11 protein-coding genes are annotated in these 22,967 nt (G+C 58.5%); 4 read left to right on the plus strand and 7 right to left on the minus strand.

Annotated features, from left to right (window positions below):
- Positions 1-23 precede the first annotated feature (23 nt).
- Positions 24-791: a lysozyme inhibitor LprI family protein gene (locus BV034_RS16675; RefSeq protein WP_265593094.1), complete on the plus strand. Its 768-nt coding sequence runs from the start codon at positions 24-26 to the stop codon at positions 789-791.
- Between the two features lie 84 nt (positions 792-875).
- Here BV034_RS16675 and BV034_RS16680 read toward each other — a convergent pair whose 3' ends face one another.
- The 6 genes from BV034_RS16680 to BV034_RS16705 all read right to left on the minus strand — a co-directional run bounded on the left by BV034_RS16680 (position 876) and on the right by BV034_RS16705 (position 5,324).
- Positions 876-1,433 (minus strand): DUF1579 domain-containing protein, encoded by a 558-nt coding sequence (locus BV034_RS16680; protein ID WP_050028158.1) that lies wholly within the window; start codon positions 1,431-1,433, stop codon positions 876-878.
- A 35-nt stretch (positions 1,434-1,468) separates the two neighbouring features.
- Complete coding sequence (locus tag BV034_RS16685) at positions 1,469-1,831, minus strand: DUF1428 domain-containing protein (protein ID WP_050028135.1); 363 nt, start codon at positions 1,829-1,831, stop codon at positions 1,469-1,471.
- Positions 1,832-1,882: 51 nt separating this feature from the next.
- The gene (locus BV034_RS16690; protein WP_050028136.1) at positions 1,883-3,091 is read right to left on the minus strand and encodes a serine hydrolase domain-containing protein; all 1,209 of its coding nucleotides are present in this window, start codon (positions 3,089-3,091) and stop codon (positions 1,883-1,885) included.
- 78 nt (positions 3,092-3,169) lie between these two features.
- The gene (locus BV034_RS16695) at positions 3,170-3,718 is read right to left on the minus strand and encodes an SRPBCC family protein (RefSeq protein WP_050028137.1); all 549 of its coding nucleotides are present in this window, start codon (positions 3,716-3,718) and stop codon (positions 3,170-3,172) included.
- Between the two features lie 194 nt (positions 3,719-3,912).
- Positions 3,913-4,443 (minus strand): DUF1579 domain-containing protein, encoded by a 531-nt coding sequence (locus BV034_RS16700; RefSeq protein WP_050028138.1) that lies wholly within the window; start codon positions 4,441-4,443, stop codon positions 3,913-3,915.
- Between the two features lie 65 nt (positions 4,444-4,508).
- A complete protein-coding gene (locus BV034_RS16705; protein WP_050028159.1) occupies positions 4,509-5,324 on the minus strand; it encodes a DUF899 domain-containing protein in 816 nt (271 codons plus the stop codon).
- A 319-nt stretch (positions 5,325-5,643) separates the two neighbouring features.
- Between BV034_RS16705 and rpsO the strand changes: the two genes are divergently transcribed.
- The 3 genes from rpsO (at position 5,644) to BV034_RS16720 (ending at position 10,168) form a co-directional block, all read left to right on the plus strand.
- The gene (gene rpsO, locus BV034_RS16710; RefSeq protein ID WP_009962082.1) at positions 5,644-5,904 is read left to right on the plus strand and encodes a 30S ribosomal protein S15; all 261 of its coding nucleotides are present in this window, start codon (positions 5,644-5,646) and stop codon (positions 5,902-5,904) included.
- A 292-nt stretch (positions 5,905-6,196) separates the two neighbouring features.
- Positions 6,197-8,320: a polyribonucleotide nucleotidyltransferase gene (locus BV034_RS16715; RefSeq protein ID WP_050028139.1), complete on the plus strand. Its 2,124-nt coding sequence runs from the start codon at positions 6,197-6,199 to the stop codon at positions 8,318-8,320.
- Between the two features lie 177 nt (positions 8,321-8,497).
- A complete protein-coding gene (locus tag BV034_RS16720) occupies positions 8,498-10,168 on the plus strand; it encodes a glycosyltransferase family 39 protein (RefSeq protein WP_050028140.1) in 1,671 nt (556 codons plus the stop codon).
- Positions 10,169-10,212: 44 nt separating this feature from the next.
- On the opposite strand, the gene BV034_RS36095 is transcribed toward BV034_RS16720, so the two are convergent.
- Positions 10,213-22,845, minus strand: a complete 12,633-nt coding sequence (locus BV034_RS36095) for an autotransporter-associated beta strand repeat-containing protein (RefSeq protein WP_050028141.1) — start codon at positions 22,843-22,845, stop codon at positions 10,213-10,215.
- Between the last annotated feature and the right edge of the window lie 122 nt (positions 22,846-22,967).

Below are 22,967 nucleotides of genomic sequence, written 5' to 3' on the forward strand. Positions count from 1 at the left end.
ACGAGATGAAGCACGGTTTCTCCATGACCCCCAACCTTCACACAAGACTCCATCTGCGTCACGGAGCGACAGCGCTCGCCACCTTGTTATTCGTGGCATTCGGCCTCCAGTTCCCGGCGGCCCTCATGGCAGCTCCCCCGGACTCTGCGGCAGCCAAAGAGCGATACGACAAGGCCGATCAAGAGCTGAATGCGGCCTGGGCGGCGGCAAAGACCCAGTTCAGCGAAGAGCGGATGAAGGAGATTGCGACGGTGCAGCGGCAGTGGGTGGGCTATCGGGATATCCAGGCAGATGCGGCCCAGGAGAAAGCGGGCGGCAAGACCAAGTCCTCTGCGTGGTATGAGAAAGCGGCTTCCCTCAGTTTGGATCGGGCGGCGTGGTTGCAGCGGGCCGTCAAGAATGAAGGGGAGCCAGTGACCGGGGTCTGGATCGACGGGCAGGGCGGTACGCTTGAAGTCGTCGAGAAGAACGGCCAGCTCTACTTCGATCTCAACACCGTAAGAGGCCCAGGATATGACTTGGGGGTGATCGCGGGCACGGCCTCATGGAATGCACCTCTGGGCTGGTTCAGTGACAAAGGACGGGACCCGGAAAAGAAGGATGAGTCCAATCTGGCCTTCATTTACAAAGACCTCTATCTGCAACTCGTTTCGGCCAATGCTGAGCACTACCACGGCCGGAGAGCCTATCTGGACGGGCGTTATTTCAAAGTGGCGTCATTGGATCCGGAGACCCAGTCGCTCGTCGTGAAAGCCGGTCAAACGGGCAAGTCACAGGCCGTGCCGGATTGATCCGCACAACCGTTCGTTGAAAATGAAAAAAGCCGGCAGAGACACTCTGCCGGCTTTTTCGCATTGGGACTTGTAAGTGCGCTCCTATTTCTTTTTGGACACGCCGGTGACCAGGGTGATCCACTTGCCGTCTGTTCCCTGCATGCTGGAAGTGAAGGTGCGTTCGCTGTCGCTTTTGAACTCGGTGACTTCCTTGAATTTGAACATCTTGCCAGGCTCCATTGGGCAGGGGCCTTCCGATTCAAGGGTGAGCTTGTTGCCAGAGGCGTCAACTGTGCCGCTGTACTTCCAGAGGTAGCCATTCATGGAGTCCACCCAGGTTCCGGTGTAAGTCTTGGCATCGGCATCGTAACCCAGCGTGAGGTTGAAAAGGAAGGGTTGCCCCATCATTTCGCTTTTGCCCTCGCTGACAATCCAGAAGCCTCCGAGCGACTTCACCGTTTCCGTACCCTGCGCCTTCAACGGCGGTTTGCCGGGTTCCATGTGGATGGAGGTTTCTGAAGTCCAGTCGCCGACGAACTTCTTAAGCCATTCGTGTTCCTTGGTGGGCTTGGGCATCTGAGGTGCCTCTTGAGCCTGAAGGTGAAGGGAAAGAGCGGCAAGAACAAGGGCCGCCAGTGTGGAGCGAGTTAAGCTTTTCATGGTAGGTAGGTTGGAGGTGGATGATCCGCTCTGGATCATGCCGTGACCAGATTGGTGAACCCGCCGTAGTACATGCGGGTGTAGTCAAAAGGACAGGTTGAGGGGTCCATCATCTCGGCCATGCGGGGATCTGCCATCACCTTGGCATTCACAGCATCCCGGTGCTCCCGGGATTCATAGGTGATCCAGGCGAAGACCACGGTTTCGTTTTCGCCGGCAGTCACCGCTTTAGGGAACGGCATTTGACCTTCGACCTGCAGGTCGTCGCCGATCCATTCGCGATATTCCAAGGCACCGCAGTCTTTCCAGATCTGCCCTGCCTTTGCTGAAATGGCGCGGTACTCTTCCACTTTGTCCTTGGCGAGAGGTAGCAGGAATCCGTCTGTGTATTGGCTCATGGTTGGGTGGGTGGTTCTGAGTTTTGTTTCTGTCTGTGGGAAAGATTCTGATCAGTCGCTAAGTGCTTGGTAGGTGCCGGTCCAGAAGTCGGAAAAGAGGGCCGGGGGCTCGGGGGAATCCATCAACCTCTGCGTCATGAGGATGCCGATGAGACCTTCCTTGGGATCCGTATAGGCCGAGGTGCCCAGACCTCCGTCCCAACCGAAACGGCCAGGAGTGGCACAGAGGTCGTCCCGATGGATGCAGACGCCCAGTCCCAGTCCCCAACTCCGGCTGTCACCAAAGAAGACATCTGGGGCCGTTCGCTGCGCGACGGTCAGTTGGTCGGTCGTCATCGTTTCTACCGCCGCGCGTGAAATCAGGCTGCCTCCATCAGGGAGCTGCCCTTGAGCAAGCAGCATGTGACAGAAGCGGTGGTAGTCCTCCACAGTGGAGACGAGTCCACCCGCCGCAGAAGGGAAAAGGGGTGGGGTGGCCCACTGACTCCCAGCGGGCAAGTCATACGGCACAAGCTCGTCAGTTACGTCGCCGCCAGCGTAACATCCCGCGAGGCGATGAAGAGACTCTGCGGGAACATGGAAGCCAGTATCTTTCATGCCCAGAGGGGCGAACACTCTCTCCGCCAGGAACTGCCCGAGCGGGCGTCCTGTTGCGCGGGCGATGAGAACCCCCAGGATGTCCATCCCCAGATCATAGAGCCAGCGTTCTCCGGGTTGATACATGAGCGGAAGGGACCCGACCCGCGTCATCCATTCGTCCACCGACGGAAGGCTCTGAGGCTGGGGTGGCCCGAGCAGAAGGCCGCATTCGTTCAGCAACTGACGAATCGGCCAGTCGTCGCAGGGCTCCATGATGTGCCCCAGTCCCATGCGCAGGGTGAGCAGATCCCGCAGAGTGATGGACCGGTGGGCGGGGACGGTGGCATCCAGCGGGCCATCAATCTTACGCAGCACCTTCCGTTCCGCCAGTTCCGGCAGCCAGTTGTCCAGCGGCGCGTCCAGGCGAAGAATGCACTCTTCCACCAGAATCATGGCGGCTACTGCGGCAACAGGCTTGGTCAGTGAGGCGATGCGGAAGAGGGTATCGCGCTCCATGGGAACCTTGCCATGAACCTCCAAGGTGCCCAGAGCCTCAATGTGGACCTCCCCGGCACGGGCTACCAGATAGACCAGGCCAGGCACATGGCCACGATCGACATGCCGCCCCATGACCAGGGAGAGGTGGTCCAGCTTGTGCCTATGGAACGAAAGACTGCTCATTGCAGCTGGCAGGTTATGGGAAATAGCAATTCCGGCCTCCCGCAGGCCTGCGTGCCACGGGAGGAAGCAAAAAAGGAATCAAGGTTGCGGCGTTTTTGCGGCAGCTTCTGACACGCGCTTCAGGTCGGCCAGGCCTTTTTCAAAGTCGCCGCCGATCATTTTGTCCATGTTCATCACCAGACCAAAGGCTTTGGAGATGAGGTTTTTCTCACCGAGCATGGTCCAGTCAACGGCGGTCTTGTTTCCCTCCGGCTTGAAGGTGAACTCTGCGGTATTGGTGGCCGCGAAGGGCTTGATGAACTCCAGTTTGATCTTCACCAGTTCTCCCGGGCGGCTTTCCAGAATGGTCATGCGACCTTCCCCCACCTGATTGTTGCCCGCCCAGGCGTAGCTGGATCCGGTGCCAGATGCCGGTCCTTCGAAGGTCTGTTTCATCTGAGGGTCCAGCTTGGCCCAGGGGGACCAAGTTTCCCATTTGTGGAAGTCGTTTACCTGGTCAAATACGGTGCCAGCGGGAGCCTCAATGGTTGTAGAGCGGGCGACGCGAAAATCCTTGGGCTGGAAGGCGGCCACGACGAAAACGATGCCGACGATTAGAACGAGAGCGAGGATGATTTTGGTGAACATGAGCAGCTGAGGAGGGAGTTGAAGATGAAGTGCGAGCGAGAGCGAAGTTTGATCTTGTTGAGGGAATTCCAGTGCTTGGAGGGATCGTCTGTCGCCCACACTTTGGGTGTGTGGAGGGAGAGAATGATCTTGCAGGTTGCAACCGTTGCCAAAGCATCTTTTTTGTCACCCTGGCAACGGTCGAATTCTTCATCCTACTGGAGACGTTTTGCCTCGAACTTCATTAGGACTGTCCAGGCGCCGTCTTCTTCCTGGATGGAGGAGGTGAAGACCTTGTGGTCGTCAGACTTGAACTCGGTGACATCCTGAAAGCGGGAGAGGGGAGCTTCGCGGAAGGGGAAGGGCCCTTCGGTTTCCATGGTCAGCTTGTTGCCGGTAGCGTCCACCGTGCCTTCGGCAAGCCAGCGATAGCCGCTCATGGAGTCCACCACGGTGGCGATGTACTTTTCCTTGTCCGGGTCGTAGCCGACGGTGACAAGCTGGGTGTAAGGCATCTCCGGATTGTCGCTCTCAATCACCGTATGGGCCCAGAAGCCGCCGATGGACCGGACCGTTTCAATGCCGCTGAGCTGCATGGCTGGCTGGCCGGGCATGCAGTTGGCTTCGCCTTTGGAGGACCACGTGCCGACCAGGCGATCCAGCCACTGGTGTTGCTTGGAGGGAGGATTCATGTCTCCACAGGACTGGCTGGGGGCTTCGGCTTCGAGGGTGGCGTTTTGGCTCATGGTAGTATGGGGTGGGTGGTTTGGAGGTTTGTTTGTCGGTTCTAGCGTGAAGAAGACTTCAGGAATCAATCTGCGTGGCAGCAGGTCGATTCGGGGACGGGCTCCTGGTATTTGTCATGGTGACGGGTCCAGAAGATGCCCTGGCCATCGAGATCGGGCATGCCGCCCCAGCCTTCGCCCCGCCCAAACGGCGTGAGGTCCAGGAAGTGCAGCGTGCCCAGGACCATCTCCATGCCGCGACCATAGGTGGAGTAGGTGTGGTAAATTTTGTCGTCGAGGGCTAGGAAGACGCTGATCCCAGGCTGCTCACCCTGGATGTGGTAGGTCTCACCCTTTCTCTCGAGGGTGGCCTTGTCCTGGTAGTTGTATTCCACTGGCGTCACGGACTCATCGGTGGTCACATGGAAGTCGTAGTTGAAGTCACTGCCGAAGGAGGAGTACCAGGGAAAGGTCCAGCCCATCCGATCCTTGAACGGGGCGATCTTTTGTAGCGGAGCCCGGGAGATGAAGGCCAGGGTGGTGTCCCTCTCGTGGAAGTGGGAGAGATGCCCCACGTTGTCCGCCATGAAGGAACAGCCCGAGCAGCCCTCGTCCCAAGGCTCACCGGACTTGCCGGGCGGAGGGTCACCGGGCTCAAACATAAAATGGTAGATCACCAGTTGGTGGCGTCCTTCGAAGAGATCCGGCAGGCTCTTTCTACCTGCGGGGGTGTCGAAGGCATAGTCCTTGGCAATCTCCACCATGGGGAGCGCCCGGCGGGCTTCATTTAACAGGTCCCTCTGGCGGGTCAGTGCTTTCTCGTCGGCAAGCAGAGCCTTGCGTTGCTCCAACCATTTTTCTGGCGAGACTACCTCTGGTGTTTTGAAATTTTGGGGGCTCATGGCGGTCTTGGTCCTTTCTTTCAAGGTCTCGACGAACCAGCGGATGTCTGGAGGACAAATCCGTCAAAGTTTTCCAAATAACCTCCAGAGCGGCTCTGAATTCGGGAGATCGCGGAGACTAAGAACCGGGGAGAGCGTTGCCAGCCCTTGCCGCAGAGTCGGAGGTGCCCACATGGTCATTTGCAGCCAGGAACTGATGCTAAAAACTTAACTCCCTTAAACAAAATTCCGCTTGCACACTTCATATTCCGTGCTTGTTTTCAGGCTCCACACATTGCCGTGAACCACCGCCGCCAAGTAGGCGGAGACAGTTTCAACCATGAGCCAAACCGCAACCAACGAAATCAAGTCCTTCCAGCTTCACGAGAAGGACACCGGCAGCGCAGACGTGCAGATCGCTCGTCTCACTGACCGCATCAACCACCTGACGCAGCACCTCGCCACGAACTCCAAGGACCATTCGTCCCGTCGCGGCCTGCTCCAGATGGTTGCCCGCCGCCGCAAGCTTCTTGACTATCTCAAGGTCACTGAAGAGGGGCGTTACGCCAGTCTGCTGAAGGCGCTCAAATTGCGCCGCTAAAGTTTTTGCCGAAAGGCGGGGCTCCAAAGGTCTCGCCTTTCTGCTTTCAGGATCGCAGACCCTAGGTCTGTACGGGCACCGGGAGCTGTTTCCCGAGCGGCCCTTTTCCTGTTTTTAGCATCAGCATTCGCATCCAAACGGGTTGGCCGGATGCCAACCCGCCCGCGTAACCGGGCACTTGCCTCCCAATCAATTCAGGCAAGCGTCACTCATGTCTCCGTCAACCGGAGCAGAGTAGACAATCGTCCGGGCGCAATCCGACCTAAAACGTTAATCTTAAAGATTTTAGACCATGTCTATTCACACTATCACAGCCGCGCTTCCCAACGGCGACATCACCATCGAAACCGGCAAGCTGGCGAAACTCGCTGACGGTGCCGTGACCGTCCGTCAGGGTGACACCATCGTCATCGTGACCGCTGTGTCCGCTACCAAGGTGAAGGAAGGCCAGGACTTCTTCCCCCTTTCCGTCGAGTACAAAGAAAAGGCTGCTGCAGCCGGCAAATTCCCCGGTGGCTACTTCAAGCGTGAAGGCCGTCCGACCGAGAAGGAGATCCTCACCTGCCGCATGACGGACCGCCCGCTGCGTCCTCTTTTCCCCAAGGGCTACTACTACGACACCCAAATCGTCGCCCTTTTGCTGAGCGCAGACGGTGAGAACGATGCCGACATCATCAGCATCAACGGCGCTTCCGCCGCCCTCTGCGTGTCCGACATTCCCTTCGCTGGCCCCGTGGGTGCCGTGCGTGTGGGTCGTGTGAACGGCCAGTTCGTGCTGAACCCCACTCACAGCCAGCGCGCCAAGAGCGATCTGGACCTCGTGTACGTGGGCAACAAGAGCGAAGTCATCATGATCGAAGGCGCTGCCAATGAGCTGCCCGAAGCTGAGTTCATCAAGGCTCTCGCTTTCGCCCAGGAACACGTGCAGGTGCTCGTGGCCGTGCAGGAAGAACTCCGCGCCAAGGCTGGCAAGGTGAAGCGCGAAGTGCCGCTCATGCTGGTGAAGGACGAACTCCTTGAGATCGCCTACGAAGTCGCAGGCAGCCGCATCGAGGCCGCCATCTATCGCCCCAGCAAAGTGGAGCGCAGCAAGGCCGTGGGAGCCCTGCGTGATGAAGTGGAAGCCGCCATCAAGGCCCGCTATCCCGAGTCCGGCAATTTCGAAATCAGCCAGGCGTTCGACTACCTTCAGAAGAAGGCTTTCCGCGTGGCCATCCTGGACAAGCAGACCCGCGCTGACGGCCGTGGCATCGACCAGCTCCGCCCCCTCAGTGGCGAGACTGGCCTCATTCCCCGGTCCCATGGTTCGGCCCTCTTCGCCCGTGGCGAAACTCAGGCACTCGCGCTGGCCACTCTGGCTCCGCTCGATGAAGCCCAGGAAATGGACAACTACGCCGGTGGCGAAACCACCAAGCGTTTCATTCTGCACTACAACTTCCCTCCCTTCAGCGTGGGTGAAACCGGCCGTTTCGGCGGTCAGAACCGTCGCGAAATCGGTCACGGCGCACTCGCTGAGCGCTCCGTTGAGCCGGTGGTGCCTTCCTCGGAAGACTTCCCGTACGCCATGCGCGTGTCCAGCGAAGTGATGGAATCCAACGGTTCCACCTCCATGGCCAGCGTTTGCTCCGGTGTGATGGCCCTCCTCGACGCAGGTGTGCCTCTCAAGCGCCCCGTGGCAGGGATTTCCGTCGGCCTTGTCAGCGAGTACGACGCCAACAACCAGATGAGCCGCTACCTGACGATGCTCGACATCATCGGCAGCGAAGACCACTTCGGCGACATGGACTTCAAGCTTTGCGGCACCGAACTCGGTGTCACCGGCTTCCAGCTTGACCTCAAGCTGCCAGGCATCCCGTTGAGCATCCTCAACGAAGCCATCGTCAAGGCGGTGACCGGCCGTACGAACATTCTCGAAGTGATGAAGAGCGCGATCGCTGCTCCCAAATCCCTTAGCGAGTTCGCTCCCCGCATCGAGAAGACCAAGATCAACCCCGACAAGATCGGTGAGCTCATTGGGCCTGGCGGCAAGAACATCAAGGCCATCCAGGCCGAGTCTGGTGCGGACATCAGCATCAATGACGACGGCACCGTCCTCATCTATGCCAGCTCCAGGGAAGCCCTTGAGCGCGCGCTTGAGCTCGTCAACAACACCGTGGGTGAAGTCGAAGTCGGCAAGAACTACACAGGCCGCGTGGTCAGCACGACCAACTTCGGCGCCTTCATGTCGCTCGGCGGCAAGAAGGACGGCCTGATTCACATCTCCGAACTCGCTGACTTCCGCGTCAACGTGGTGGAAGACGTGGTCAAGGTGGGTGACGTGGTCACTGCCAAGTGCATCGGTGTGGATGACAAGGGCCGCGTGAAGCTCAGCCGCAAGGCAGTGCTCAAGGAAAAGGACACCGCCGCCGTGGCCTAAGCTTCGGTCCTCTGACAGCCATTTGAGCCTCAAGTCCTCCCTGGCGGGGACTTGGGGCTTCTTGGTTTTTACGGCCATGGAGTTCTCCGGCCGTTCCCATCACCATCTGCCAGACAGCGCTGCAACTGCTTGAAATGCAGCGCATTCTCGCCACCACTGTCCCGCTCCATCCCACGCATGAATTCCCCCTGGACCGCACGTCTCATCCTTCTCGTATTCTGGGCCCTCATCTATTTGCCCGGATTAGGAGACCTGGAGATCAAGGGGGAGGAGTGGCGGCGCACAATTCCAGGGCGGAACATGCTGCAGAATGGCGACTGGCTGGTGCCCCGTTCCGGAGGGCTTCCCTATGTCCGCAAGCCGCCGCTGATCAACTGGATCAGTGCGGTGAGCTTCAAGACCACTGGAGTGGTCAATGAATGGACGGCAAGGCTCCCGAGCGTGTTGACGATTCTGGTGGCAAGCCTGGGCATGTTTGGGTTCTCCCGCCGCTGGATGGGAAACAAGGCAGCGCTTGTTGGTGGATTGTTCTTTCTAGCGAGCGTGGGGGTCATTGAGAAAGGCCGTATCGCGGAGATTGAAGTTTACTACATTGCCTTCACAGGGCTGGCTTTCACGGCGTGGATGGCGGGGTTCAAGGGCAAACTCAATCCGTGGGCGGCATGGTTGTGGGTGGGACTTTTCCTGGGGCTGGCCATGCTGGCCAAGGGGCCCATGCATCTGCTCTTCTTTTATCTGCCAGTGGTTGGAGCCTGTTGGGCAACCCGCCGCTGGAAACAACTGTTTAGCCTCCCTCATCTCGCGGGTTTGCTGCTGTTCTTCGCGATCACTCTCGCATGGGCGCTTCCCTTCATTTCCTCGTACGCCCAGCTCATGGGCATTCAGAAAATGGATGTGCTGAGCACCTGGGGAAATGAGGTTTCCAGTCGCGTTACGGGTGAGGAAAAGACCAGCGCCTCTGACTGGCTGATCCGTGGGCCCAAGGCCCTGGTGATGTTCCTGCCCTGGATCCTGCTGGTGCCGCTCTGGTGGCGTAAGGCTGCTTTGGAACGAGCCTTTGGGGACCCGGACTCCCGCAAGACCTTTGACGGCTTGAAGTGGGGTGTAGTGGCAGGGTTTGCTTTCATGATTCTGATCCCCAGTTCCAGCGCCCGCTATGTGGCTCCGCTGCTGGCACCGGTCCTGTTGATGATTGCCTGGGTCCTTGTGGAGGGCGGCACCGAAGCTACCCAACGGCAGCGCACGGCCTGGCACTGGGTCAACCGGGTGTTCTTTGTCCTGGCCATGGTGGCTATCGGCGTGGCGGCGATTCTCTACTGGCCCTCATCACTGATCAGCGTCGCCGTCTGGGCGGCCGGCATCACCGTCCTTACGCAGATGGTGCTGCGCCAGGTGAAGCAAGAGGGGACGCTTGCAGTTGTCTCCCTGACACTCGTGACCGCACTGGCCACCGCCTTACTCATGGGTGGGTTCATCCGGATTGGTCACCACATCATGTCCCAGCGGGAGGACGTGAGGTCCACGGCGCTCGCCATTCGCAAAGCGATGGGCGACACTTCTGAAGGGCGGCTTCTGATCTTCCACTTGGGCCAGATGCCCTATCCGTTCTATCTGCCGGAAACTTCTCTCGAGCTTGATACCCTGGAGCAGATCCCTCAGGATCAGCCGTTCCGCTGGATGCTCACCGGCACCAAGACAGACGAGGGCTTCCGCCCGTGGTTTGAACGGCGCTTCGGTCCGGCCGAGACCGTCGCGGAGTTTGAGCGCACCTGGGGTGATCAAGGCAAGCGCGGCGAGCGCATGGTGCTCGTCCGCTTTGCGGGGCACGCCAAGGGTGGGCAGGAGTAGGGGAAGCTGGTCTTGTTTTTCAAGACTGGCTTCTGGCGCATTGTTTAACGTCTGCGGCGGAAGAACAGAGCGCCCATTCCGAGAAGCAGCAGGCAGATCCGCCCTGGCTCAGGGACGACGACGAGAATGCCATGGCTGGCAAATAGGGAGGTGTCCCACTTCAGGTCGGCACCGTAGGCCGAGAGGTCGGGGAGGTCGAGGTCATAGAGGCCATTGTCAGCTCCGGTGCGGAACCGGTCGCCAATGGTGAAACCATTCAATGCAAGCGTACCCCCTGAATTGACGACCGCCCAATCCATGAGGTCCCAGGCATCTCCGGCCTTCGGTGAATAGGCGCTGAAGTTGAAGTCGATCACCCCTCCGGAGATGAGATTGATGTTGTTGCCAACTTCAACTCTATCATTTGCGCCCGCCACCCGATTTGCGGCATTGGTGTAGGCCGCCACGAGGTTGTTACTCCCATCATAGAAGGCAGAGTCCTGGCCGATGAAACTGATGCCATTGCCTGCTGCCCGGAATTCAAACTTCGCGGTCGCGGCATCCATAGTCAGGTTCGATGAAGCGCCCGCGATCACCAGCGTGCCAGAGCCGCTGCCGCCATTGTCTCCCGGTGCCAGGATGCCACCAGCGTTGAGATTCACGCTGCCGTTGACCGTTCCTGTGCCTGCGAGGGTGGCGGTGGATTGCACCGTGGCGGCGCTGGTGATGGAGCCAGCATTCAAGCGGCCGACCTGAAGGACGCCCTGAGATACGGTTGTACTTCCACTGTAAGTGTTGGTGCCCTCTACGACCAAGGTCCCCGTGCTGGTTTTGGTAAGCCCCCCGGTGCCATTGATTGAAGCGAGATTCTTCAGAACACCAGACCGGAAGTTGAGCTGGGCGATTGCAGCGGACGCCGTTCCGATGGCCTTGTTGGTCATGTCGAGCGTGGCTCCATCCAGGGTGATGGTGGCGTTCTCAGTTCCTGCTCCGCCTGTGCGAATGATATTCCCGGTCACGGTGACGTTGCCGCCCGTGAGATTGAGCAGAGAGGTGACGGTGCGCCCAGTGCCAGCATTTGCCATGTTGATGGCGGTTCCGCTGCCAGTACCGAAGTTCACATTGCCCCCGGACACATTGATGGTGGCGGTGGAGGTGCTGGTAGCGGTGCCTCCCACATTGGCTGCCATCGTGATGGTTCCAATCGTCGTGGTCGGCGTGCCAGCCAAGGCACTGTCCCCGAGATTCAAGGTGGCGGTGGCACTCCCATCGCCTCCGGTTCTGTTGGCCATCACCAGGGTGGTGACATCCAGCGAGCCGTGATTGAAAGAGAGCGTGGCTGTCGCTGATCCGGTGAGTTGCGACCGTTGCGCCATGGTCATCGTCGTCACACGGAGGTCGGCGAAGTGATTATCAAGATCGACGACGGAGACCATGTTGCTGCCGGTGCTGCCCGTCGTGTTGATAATGTTGAAGTTGGTAACGCGCGAGGTGCCACCGGTGAGGCCGCGGATTGTAACGCTGCCGGTGGTGTCGGTGGCATCGAAGAGAAGGTTGCCTCCAGAGCGAATGGTGGTCCCTGCAGAGCCAACGTTGATGGTGGTGGCGTTCAAGGTGTTGGTCCCTGAACCCAACGTCATAGTGAAGGTGTTGAGGCCAAGTCCCACCCCGTTGCCAATGTGGATATTGGTAGCCGTGATCGAGTTGTTGGTGGCCAGCCTCAGGCTGGAGAAGGTGCCACCCGTCCCGCTGGAGGTGTCACCAATCCGCAAGCTCCCCGTGCCCAGTGACGCGGTGAAGTTGCTCAGACCGGACATGTCAACGATGGACCCGTTCGTGTTGCCACTCCCGCTGGCTCCACCGAGCAGGATGTTTGCCGCGGCGCCGGACACCACAAAAGAGCCGCCGCCCGAAAAGACCGTGCTGGTTGAAACTCCCGCCGTCGTGCTTCCGAATGTGACACTCCCATTGACCTGGAGCGTCTTTCCCGTGCCAATCTTGATGCTGTTGGCGGTGGTGTTGACCGTGCTGGATACCACGAGGCCGCCGAGGGTCTGGTCGAAGTCTGTGAGATCGAGCGTGCCAGTCAGTGCGGTGTTGTTGCCCAACGTCACGGTGCTGGTGCTGACGAGTGCATTGGTGGTGCCAATCGTCAGCGTGCCATCCCCAATAATGGTGTTTCCTGCGAAGGTGTTGACTGCTTTGAGAACCAGGTTCCCAGAGCCAAGCTTCTGAAAATTGACCAACGCATCTCCGCTTATCACGTTCTCAATCGTGGCGGTAGTGCCGGCATTTGTAGAAAGGGTGGCGGTACCAGTACCGGCGAGCCGAATCCCTCGGCCCGCGTCATTGATCAGCAAGGTCGCAAGGGCTTGCAGTTGGGCTCCTGCTTGGATGGTAAGATGGTCTGCGGCTGCGGAAAGGGGAGTCGCACCGAGACTGCTCTCATCGTTGATCTGAAGTGTGCCAACCAATACAGTAGTCTTCCCAGTGTAAGAATTGGCTGCCGTGAAGGCCAATACGCCGTCTCCCAGCTTGATGATATCGCTACCCCCTGTGATTTCGTTGGCCAGGGTGGCGGTGGTGCCGGCATCGGTGGAGATTGCCACTGTGCCGCCGTTTCCAATGGTGATGCCTCGCCCGGCATCGTCAATTGCCAGATCCTTGGTAGTTTGAAGTGTGGTGCCCGCTTCCAGATAAAGGTAGTCTGATGCTCCGCTGACTGGAGCCGCGCCAAGGCTGGCTTCAGAGTTGATTTTCAAAGTGCCTTGTAGCACTGCTGTCTTCCCACTGTAGGCGTTTGCTCCATGCAAAGTAAGCGTGCCCACACCTTGTTTGGAGAGAGACGCCGCACCAGAAATCTGCCCCGTAACAACCAGGGAGGAGATCCCCCCGTTGATGGCCCAAACTTGATTGGTCCCCATGGCGATGCGGTTGCCAACAAAGATTTCTCCAGCGCCCGCGTCCAGAGTGAGGCCGTTTTGTCCTGCAAGGGTGAGGGTGCTAGTCCCGCCTACCGTGGTGTTGCTCCCACCACCGCCTGATCCACTCATGAAGGTGACGGACTTGACCGTCAGATCTGCGCCGATAGTGGTGGCAAAGTTGGCACCAGCTACCGCTGAAAAGTAAAGGTCGCTGTCTGCCCCAGGGCCCACCAAGGTGTCTGTAAGACCGTCCACACCTGTAGCCCAGTTGGTGTTGCCTCCTGCCTGAGCACCGTTCCAGACGCCGGTCCCTGAACCTGAGAGGTCTCCTTTCCAATAGTAGGTCGTCGTAATGGGGGCTTGTGCCACAGCATTGAGGATTAAGTTATTGGTCCCGGTGTTGTCGAGGGTGTAGACATAGTTCCCAGGATTGAAGATGGTGCCCAGAGAGAATGCAGAATAGCTCGTGGAGCTATTGCTCTGGACGAGGGTACGGCTCAGGGAGCTTCCCGAAAGTGCGCCTGAGACGTAGATATCGGTGGCCACTGCGCCTGCCGTCGAGAAGGTCTGGCCAGCTCCAAGCACGAGGCGATCACTGCCACCGCTATTGACACCAAAGCCAATCGTTGCGCTCGTTGTGCTGCCTATGGCCACAACATTGCCAGAGCCCGTGAAGGTGGTTGTCACCGCTGTCCCCGTTGAGGCACTGTTGAAGTTCAGACTCGTTCCATCTGCTGTTGTTACTCGGGTGAGAGTGGGTGTCGCGAACTTCAAATGCAAACTGCCGCTATTGACTGCAATTTCCCCGTTGAGACTGCCTGCGCCTGATATGTAGAGGGTGCCAACGCCTTCTTTTTCAAGGCGAGACTCGGGGCCGCCCGAGATGCCGCCCTGAATGGTCAGCAGACTTGCGACCTCGATGTTGGCCACAAGACCATGCAGGGACACGCTTTGATTCGTGCCGAGAATGGTGTCCAGCCCCGTCGACTTCAAGGTGGTGTCGTGATGGAGCTCGATAGTGTTCCCTGAACTGTTGTTTCCAAGGGCGAGATTGCTGTCAAACTCCAACGTTCCTTCACGCACAATTGTGCTGCCCGCGTAGCTGTTGTTCCCGGTCAGGACGATGGTGCCGACACCACTCTTAACCACAGTGCCGCTTCCGGAGATGGACTGAGCGTGAGTACGACTCCCAGAAGTTTGATGAAGCACAAGGCGGGCGTTGTTGACGATGGCACTTTGCCAGTTGGTGACATCTTGCAGCAACAAGGTTCCACCGTTGATCGTGGTCAGACCACTGTGCCGAATGTTTGCGCCAATCAGACTCTGCGTACCTGTCCCTTGTTTGACGAGATTGAGTTTGGCCGCATCGGCTGCGCCGGAAGACGCATCGCGCATGAATCCGTTGAAAGTGAAGTCTGCGCTGCTGCCCACTGTCAGGGTTCCGGATGAACTCACGACATCTGCCTCGCGATTTTCGATCACCCCCCAGGTGCTGGTGTCGCTGATTCCAGCGACTGTTTCATTGAAACCAAGGAGCTTGAAGTAGGCGCTTTCACCACTGGTCCCGCGGAAACTGATCACGGCAGTGTCCACGATCTGCTCATTGGCTCCCAAGGCTACCACGGCATCATTGCTGTTGTCCGTAATTGTACCCAAATTGCCAATTTGGAGATTTCCGTTCACAGCCGCGTTTGTGGCACCATTGAGCACCAAGGAATTGACGGTGCCGCTGTTGACGCTGGTGTGCGCCACCACGAGCGTTCCTGTAAAGGCGGAGGCGCCTTGGATGGTGACTTGACCAGCGCTGGAGCTTGAACGCGTGATCAGCGTCAGTGTTGCGTTTGATGTGCCGGTCAGGGTGAAATCAATGCCATTGGCGAAGGTTTGGTCGGCGGCCAATGCAGCGTTGAGGGTGCCGCCTGCGTTATTAATGGTGCCAAAACGAGTGGAAATGTCCTGAATGAAGCTCGCGTCGAGCAGCACGGTGCCCCCTGCGAGGTTTAGCTTGCCGGTCCCGATGTTCGCCAAGGACGAGATCTGCAAAGTGCCTTCGTTGACGTAGGTTCCACCACCGTAAGTGTTCGCTGCACTGAGCACCAAAGTGCCGCGGCCGGATTTCACCAAGGCCGCGCCGGTAGATGTGAGCGAGGATCCGATGTTGGCAGTCAATGTTGGCGTGGTGGAGGCAGAGGAGGGGTTCACCACATGGATGATGTACTCATTGGTACTGCCGACTGTGATGCCGCCGTCGAAACCATTGAGGTTGGTGGTGTAGCTCCCTGCAACAGCGCTCGTGTTTAACGTAAAGAGGAGTGCCCCGCTGGTGATGGCGAGCGATTGTCCGGAACCAGTGCCGGAAATGCTGGTGGTGGCAGCGGCGACATTGTTGTTGTGGAGGACGAGAGAATTGATGGATTTGCCAGCGAGACCCGACAAGGCACCGGTTTGTGACTCTCTGACGTTGTCAGTGCTGCCAGCTGCGGAGTAGGTGTTGTACTCGTTGGTCAGGTCGAGTGGGCGCAGCCCCACGTTGTCGACATAGGTCAGGAAGGTGTTTCCCATGTTGCCATCTGCCAAAGTTGCGCCGATGGATTCACCAATCGCCCAGGGGACGATGCTGACGTTTTTGTTGGATGCACCGGACGCTCCGCCGCCCCCCACCATGCCACTTTGGAGAAAAGCGGTGTCATTTGCGTCTGCGATCTTGAAGAAAGACCGTTGGTTGGCAGTGGCCCCGAGGCCTCTACCACGAACGTTGAGAGTGCTGCCAATGCTCCTGGTCCAGCCATTTCCAATTAAGGACACCGTGGAGCTGGCGTCGCCATTGGCCTCCAGGGAGGCGTAGTTGGCACCACTGACAATCTCCAGGAGACCAAAGGTTTCAGGTTCTCCTGTGTTGTTGTCCGTGCGGATAGAGAGCCCTCTCGGTCGGGATTCTCCCGCCAAAGTACCGTTTGCGGATTGCAACGTGATCTTGGCATTATCAGAGAGCCGGTCGTTGGGGGCGGAGTCGTCGTTGTTGTCGAGGAGGATGCTGCCGGAGTTGTTGATGGCAAAGCTCGTGGCGGCGTTCAGTCTCCCCGCTGATCCTGCCAGGATGAATGTCCCGCCGTTGACGATGACCTTGCCGGTGAAGCCCGTGTTGTTGCCGGAGAGCTGCAGGTTGCCGGCGGTATTGGTCTTGATCAGCGTTCCGCTGCCAGTGAGTAATCCAGCAAAGCCGCTGGAGGCTGTTTGATTGACCGTGAGGGTGCCGCTGCCCAGCAGAATGGTTCCTGCGCTGACATTGTTGTTGTCGGCGCCTCCCAGTCGTCCGGTCGTCTCCGTCGAGTTGTTCAGATCGAGGACGGCACCCTGACGCATGAAGATGCTGGTGGTGTCGCCAATCGCGCTGCCTCCTGAAACTTGCAGCGTGCCCTGGCTGATTGTCAGCTGGCTGCTCGTCAGGAAAGTGTTGGTTCCTGTAAGGATCAGCGTTCCATTTCCGCTTTTGGTAAGCCCGCCCAGACCAACGAGGTTCGATCCGATGGTGAGGCTCCCACTGGTATTTTCCTGGTGGATGATCAGGTCGGCAGTGGGCGTCGTGGCAAGGCTCTCGATTTCGCCGCCGGAAATGACGACATCGTTGGCTCCGACATTCGTCGTAACGAGAATGCCACCCGAGCTGATCTTAAGGCGAGAACCAGAGGCGATATTCAGGGCAGCTGCCGCAGGGGCGTCAAAGGTGAGGCTCGCGATAGTGTTGATACCCTCCAAGGTGTTCGTCAAGCTGCCCGTGTTGACCACGTTCTCACCATTCAGCCATGTCTTGACGTTGTTTTTGGCGGACGTCGTGGCCTGGATGATGTTACCAGAGCCGTCCACGGCCGCGATCCGCTGGATGCCGCCTGCGGTCACCGTGGCCCACCCAAGGACTCCTGCGGCTGCGGTGGTTGTCGCCTTGCTGTTGGCAGATGAATACTGGAAGTTCACCGTTCCGCCGTAGGAGGTACGGGTGAATGTTGTCATGGCCAGGGTCGTTGATTGGGTGCCCGCCGAGTTGATCGCGATATTGGTACGTCCGGGTGTGATGGTGGTGGTGCCGGTCACGTTTTGTACCGTATCTGCTGTCGCATTCCCATTGAGGATCAGGTTGATGCTGGCTCCCCGGTTTGGGTTGGTTGAGCCAAGCGTAAGTCCCGCGCCAATTTTGCTCGTGTTTGACGTGGTGTAGTCCAGAATCAGCGTGCCATCCGTCACAGCGAGTGCGCCGGTCATGGCGCTGGTGCCGGCAAAGGTAAGGGTTGCCGATGTGGTTTTGGTAAAGGTGCCACCCGCCAGGGTGACCCCGGCGTCAATCAAGCCCTGCCGGACGTCAGCAGTGGTCAGCGTCAGGGTTTTGCTGCCAGTGATCTGCCCGCTGAGAGTGCTTGTGCCCAAAAACAGATCAGTGGCGACGGCATCGCCGAGCAACTCTAGAACAGTCGTGCCGGCAGATCCGTCTGCTGCCACGTTCAGGTCATCCACAGAGTTGAAGCCATTGTTGGCGGCAACGCGGAGTGTTGAGTTGCCCCGCACAAAAACATCATCAGCGGTAAACGCATTGGCGACATTCAGTATGAGGGTGCCGCCTTCCACTACGAGATCATCTTCGATAGTGTTGACCGCATTCAATGTCCAGGTGCCGGTGCCTCGTTTGTAGAGGTCGGGCGTTGCGGTGCTGGTGGCACCGTCATTGGCAGTGATGACGCCATTGAATACCCCGGTGCCGGTGCCGTCGAGAATGAGGATGCGGTTGTCCGTGGAGAATATGCCATTCAATGTCAGCACCGCGCCATTGGCACCGCTTGCCGCTATGGTCACGTCCGCTGTCGCGCTGTTGGAATCGATAATCCGATCAGTGGCGACGCTTGTATTGCCGACAAATTCGAAAGTTCCTGCGTTGAGAAGGATCGTGCCTGCACCAACGGTGGTGGGAGCTCCCAGGGAACTTGCTCCGGCGCCCACGTTGCCGATCGATGCAAATGAGAGTACTCCAGCGTCGATACGAATTGATCCTGTGAAGGTGTTGCCCACGTTGCTCAACAGCAGCCTGCCCGCCCCCAGCTTGGTCACGTTGGCACTTCCACTGATGATGCCGGAGAGTGTCAGTTCCGCAGACGGTGCAATGACGGTGGTGGAGTCCCCAACATCAATGGATCGCGTTCCGGATCCAAGGTCGACATTGGCGCTGATAAGAGAGGCGAGGGGATTGCCTGTGGCGGTGTAGGTGATGTTTCCCGCGAGAATGAGTTGGCCTCCACCTGCAGAGTCGATCACTCGTGAGTGGCTGGTAGCGGTGGAACCACCAAGGGCAAGGGAAGCGACCGTCTGGGAGAATCCGTTGAGATCGAATGTGGCGGTGGTTCCGGCTCCGATCGCATTCACGGTGAGAGCTGCCGCTGTCGGCAAAGCATTGCCAACGCCTAGACGCAGCGTTCCATCGTTGATGATCGTTTGCCCGGCGTAGGTGTTGGCGGCCTGAAGCACCAAGGTTCCCGTACCGCTCTTGGTGAGGTTAACTGAACCGGCGCCTGAGGTGGACAGAACCCCTGTGATGACAGCGTAGTCGCTTGTTGACGAGGCGTTGTCCACCACCGTGATGGTGCGCACCACGTTTGCAGTGGCGGTATTGTTCAGATCGATGGCGTTTTGCCAGGTCACCACATTGTTTGCACTAGTGGAGCCGAAGATGAGAGGGCCGGTTCCAGCCAGAAAATTGGTGGTGGAGCCCCAGACCAGGCCTGAAGTACCCAGGTTAACCGTCAAAGCACCCCCATTTGCGGCAAATCCGCCCCCATTGGCCGTCCATTGAACCTGGCCGACTCCGGTGCCAAGGCTCCTCGTGAAGCTGCCAGATTCGGCAGTGTTGTTGCTTTCATACACGCCGCCATCCAGGCGAATGTTGCCGGTCTGATTGTTGTCGAAGATGATCGAACCACCACTGAGCGTCCATGTGCCGGCATAACTTCCGCCCACACGAAGCGTGCCCGCTCCCGTCTTGTTAAAGCCAAAGGTGCCGGAATCGAGAAGCCCGCCACTGAGGTAGGCGTCGATCAATGCTGCCCCGTCATTGACTTGAATGATGCGGGCTGCACTGGTGGCGGCCAGTTGTATGGTATTGACGATCTCCACCGTGTGAGTGGCGTCAGCAGTACCCAGAATGAGGGTGCCGCTCACAAAGCCATCCACGCCCCAGGTCAACGTTTGGGCGGCCCCGCCGATGTTCACCTGCCGATTCGCTCCGTATGCTGCAAAGCCGCCTGAACCAAAGAACTGCACTTGACCTGCACCCGCACCCAGAGTGCGGGAAAAGTCGCCAGCTCCAAGTCCCAACACCCCACCGTTGAGACTAAGGTTGGCACCTGTGGCGCTGGCCCCGGTCCCACCAGGCAGCGCATTCACGTGGTTTAGCACCAGGGTTCCCGCAGTAATGATCGTGTTTGATGAGTAGCTGTTGGCACCGCCCAGATACAAAGTGCCTGCACCCAGCTTTTCCAACGTTCCGAGCCCTGTGATCTGACCATTGTAAGTCAGGGTTGTGCCCGAGGCGACATCCAGTGTCCCGCCACTCGCTCCCAGTTCCAATCCGCGTGTGTCGGCCAGAGTCATGGTGGCCGTGGTCTCCAATCGACCTCCATTCAAGATCAGGTGGCTGGCAGTGGCGGCTACCGGAGCTGCTCCCAGATTTGCGTCGGAGGAGATGCGGATGGCACCCGCATTGATGGTGGTAGATCCGGCATAGGTGTTGGCACCGTTCAACACCAGGACGCGGGCTCCTGCCTTGATGATCCCCCCATTCCGGATGACGCTGTCGATGGAAGCATCATTGTTGCCCCCGAGGAGGGAACTGGTTTGAACCGTGACGGTCCGGATGGCACCTCCCAGGTCCAAGATCCCGGTGCTTGCTGCTGCACCCGCCGCCGCCACGGTACCGGTGCCAGTGATGACCACGTTGCGTGCGTGAGTCGAAGCATCATTCATGTCCCGGTTGCTGTTGAACGTGATGTTGCCGTTAACCGTCAAAACTCCGTCCGCCCCCAGTCTGACCAGCGCGCCGGAGCCGGTTGCCGAGGTGATGTCCAGGCTGCCAATGGTTTCCTGAAATCCGTTGAGGTCGAGGACACTGAAGTTGGTGGTTGTGCTGCTCGTGACTGCGACGGCGGCCGTGTCTGCGATCTGCTCGTTGGCCAGCAGTCTGACGGTAGCGCTGGCACCGTTCGGCGTGAGGGACAGGTTTCCTGCGCCTGTGGCGTTTCCAGCAGCTTTGTTAAGTAGCAACGTGCCTTGGACCACGGTGGTGCCTCCGGTGTAAGTGTTGCCAGATGTGCCGGACAGTTCCAACACGCCATTGCCTGTCTTGGTGAGGCTTGCGGCGGTTCCCGAGTTGCTGATCACTCCAGAGAGCACCCCGCGATCCACCGTTGAGGTGGTATTGTCATTCACAACTACTGTGCGATTGGCAGCTCCGGCACCACTGTTGAGGTTGATGTCGTTGGTAAGGGTGGTGACCGCTGTGGAGGAGGCGTGGCTCAGGATGAGATTTCCTGTGCCATTGATGAAATTGGCCGCTTCCCAGGAAAGAGGGGAACCGGAGCCGCTGATGGTGACCGTCAGATCAGAAGTCGTTGCGGCGAATCCCCCGGAGGCATTGGTCGCCCAGCTGACCTGGTTGGCTGCGGTACCAATGGTGGCATTGTAGAATCCGGCACGGGCAACCACGCCTCCGTTTAGCAAGATGCCGTAGTTTTCAACCAGGGCATCGCCGCCTAGCGCTCCCTCCAAGACGGTAATGGTGCCACCGATATTGGGCACAGAGGTGACCAGCACCAGCCCCGCCCCATCTTTGTTCAGGTTGAACGAGGAGGGGCCGTCATCGATGAGTCCGCTAAATGCAACTGTGGCTCCGGTTCCCGCTGTAAGTGTAAGGTCTTTGGTCAGACTCAGATCGGACGTGATGTAACTTGTTCCGACAAAGGCGCCTGCTCCAATGCGAGTGGTGCCAGAGTTGACATTGATCACGATTGCATTGTCGAGAACGATGCCAGCGGCACCCAGGAGCAGGCTGGAATTGGCGCTGCCAGTGGAGTCTCCAACCTGGATCTGGGCGGTGCCAATGGCCCCTTGCGCCATGGCAAGCACGGTTCCGCCATTGATTCGTATCGTCGAGTTTGCCAGTATTCCGTAGGCGGGAGAGCCAAGCACCAAGGTGCCCAAGTTGGACTTCGTGATCGTGACCGCGCTGCCGTCATTGTACAAACTGGTAATGGTCAGGGTCCCGGTTCCGGTGCCATTTTGGCCGACATCAAAGGTCGGGCTTCCCGTGAGCACCAGCGAACTGAACGTCAAGCCATAGGCGGTGTTGTTGGTAGTTCCAGAACCCACACGCACGTTCAGTGTTTGTGTGCCCATCGACAACGTGCCCAACGTGTGGGTGATCCCAGCAGCGGCAGTGCCACTATTGCGCCCTGCATTGATGGTGGTGTTGCCCGTAACGCGCACGTTGTTGCCAAAGGTTGTTGAGGTATCCCATCTCAAGTCGAGGATGCCTCCTGCGAGTTCCAGGGAAGCCAAGGTCGCCCCCGTGCCGATGGAGGTGGCATTTCTCAGGCTGAGGGTCCCGGCATTCAGTGTCACCTTGGCCCCGGTGTAGTTGGCCCCGTACCCCACAGATTGTGATCCGATGACCAGAATCCCGTCCCCATTTTTGACAAGATTGCCCGTACCGCTGAACTGTCCTGCATCATTCAGGGTGTAGGTGAATCCGCTTCCTACAGTCACCGTGCCGCCGCCGGTGCCGATTGCCAGACGCTTGTCGTTGGCGCCTCCGGCAGTCGGGTCGAGTGAGGCGATGATGTTCAGGTTGCCCCCATTGACCAGCGTGGTGGTCATGTTTTCACCGCTGGTCGTTAAACCAAAATCACGGAAATCGTTGACCGTGAAGCGGGCATTGTCGACTACAATGCCGCCTTTGAAGGTGTTGCCGGTGTTGCTGAACACAAATTCACTGACCGCCGCTCCTTGCCCCTTCAAGGTCAGGGCTGCGTTTGCCACCACGTTGTTTGGTGGGCCGCCGCTGACAATGCCCGAGAGGGTGAAGGTGGTGGCACTAGTGTTGGTGAGCGCAAGGGTGTTTCCGGTCGCACTACCTGCCAGGTTGCCCAGAACGATGGCGCGGGCAATGGTGACGCTTCCGCCAGTGTAGGCCAGTGTGGCCACACTGGAAGCGGTGCCGAGGTCGATGGCGTTTGCGGAGTTTCCGAGGGCCGCATCAGAGGCAAACTGGAGCGTCCCGTTCTGGATGGCGACGCGCTTGCCGCTTCCGCCAAAGGTGTTCGCGTTTCCTAGAACCAGGGTTCCTGCACCTGTTTTGGTGAAGATCGTCGTTGTTGCGGAAGCACTGGCAGAGATGACGTTGTTGATCGTGGCCGTGAGTGCTGAGGCCACATTAAAAGTGCCAGACCCGGTGCCAAGATTGAGCGTGCCGGTATCGCCCAATGTGACTGTACCCTCTTCAAAGGTAATGCCACCAATGTCTTGGGCGCCGCTGACGCTCACGCCATAGGCGTTGGTCGCATCTGAACCCGCGCTAAAAATAGCGATACTGTTCGCGATCCATCCTGAAGTGGCGCTGGTGCCAGCGTTGTCAGTGGTCCAGAAGGTGTCTGTGCCCCAGGTGCCAGTTGGATTGCTACCGGCTCCTACAGTAGCGCCATTTCCATCCCAATACAATTGGGCGTGTGCCAGCGATCCCATGAGACAGAAAGTGCTCAAAAGGAATCGCATAGAGCGAGACCGGGGACGGAAGTGGGGTAGAGGGGACATGATCGACGGGTGCCGAGAAGTCATTGGGTGCAGGGTTTGTGCATCCTAAGTGC

Origin of the sequence: Verrucomicrobium sp. BvORR034 (assembly GCF_000739635.1) — a bacterium.
GTDB lineage: Bacteria > Verrucomicrobiota > Verrucomicrobiia > Verrucomicrobiales > Verrucomicrobiaceae > Verrucomicrobium.